Origin of the sequence: Aeromicrobium stalagmiti (assembly GCF_013283745.1) — a bacterium.
GTDB lineage: Bacteria > Actinomycetota > Actinomycetes > Propionibacteriales > Nocardioidaceae > Aeromicrobium > Aeromicrobium stalagmiti.
In genome coordinates, this window is sequence record NZ_JABSTZ010000016.1 from 1 (window position 1) to 1,204 (window position 1,204).

The 1,204-nt window shown below is 62.7% G+C and carries 1 pseudogene; it reads right to left on the reverse strand.

Features of this window, described 5'->3' with window-relative positions:
• Positions 1-111: 111 nt before the first annotated feature.
• Positions 112-1,204 (reverse strand): annotated as a pseudogene (locus tag HQK15_RS18225) (IS3 family transposase); the annotation flags it as partial.

Below are 1,204 nucleotides of genomic sequence, written 5' to 3' on the forward strand. Positions count from 1 at the left end.
GCCCATCGAGGGCGGCAAGGCGCAGGTCACGGTGACGGTTTCCGGCGCCGTGCAGATGCTGAAATAAGCAGCGATCCGCTTGTCAAGTCCTGCCATAGGTTGACACTGTGCTCAGTCTCCGAGCGCCCGATGCACCGCATCGGGCGTTTTGTATTTCAAGGCCAGATGAGGCCGTTCGTGGTTGTAGATATGCACGGCCTGCGCCACCATGCGTGCGGCCTGCTCTAGGTCGGCGGGGCGCTTGAGCAGCAACTCCCCTTTGAGGATGCCGTTGACCCGTTCGGCCAGGGCATTCTGGTAGCAGTCGTAGCCATCGGTCATGGAGCACGTGATGCCGTGCCGCTGATGGATGCGCTGGTACTCGGCTGAACAGTATTGGATGCCCCGATCCGAGTGATGAACCAGAGGCTGTCGCGTATGGCGCGTCTTCAGCGCCATCTTCAACGCCTGGGCGACCGACTCGGCATGCAGGCTGTCATGCACGCGGTAGCCCACGATCTTGCGCGAGTAGGCGTCAGTCACCAGACTCAGGTACGCACAGCGCTGGGCGGTCGGCAGATAGGTAATGTCGGCCACCCAGACCTGCTCCGGCCCGGTGGGGATGACCTGGTTCGGGCCGTCCTTGAGCAGATTGGGATGGCGCCGGAAGCGATGATGACTGTGTGTGGTCTTGTGATACGCCCGCTGCGGCACGACCAGCAGCCGGGCTGCACGCAGGATATCGAACAGGCGATCCCGGCCAACCTGGATGCCTGCCTCGGCCAGCGGCGTGCGCAGCACGTGCTGGAGCTTGCGCGTACCCAAGCGCGGCTGGCGCAGCCGTAAGTGGTTGACCAACGCACAGACCTTGGCCTCACGCGCGATTTGCCGTGTCTCGCTTTGCTGGCGTTTGTAGTACGCTTGGCGGCTGATGCCAATGTAGCGGCAGGCCCTGCCCACACTCAGCCCTTGGACGAGCTTTTGCGTGAGGACCTGCCCGAAGGCTTTTTTACGACGCGCGCCCCATGCTCTTTCTGGATCACGTCGATCACCGCCTCGAACAGGCGTGCCTTCTCTTGGGCCTCCCGCAACTGCACTTCCAATTCCTTGATGCGCTGCTCAGGCGTGAGCGGCTTGCGCTGGCTGGTTTGATTTCCCATCGTGGTTTTGGCCGCCGCCGAGGCGCTCCAGTCCTGTCGTCCGTGCTTGCGCAACCATACCAGCA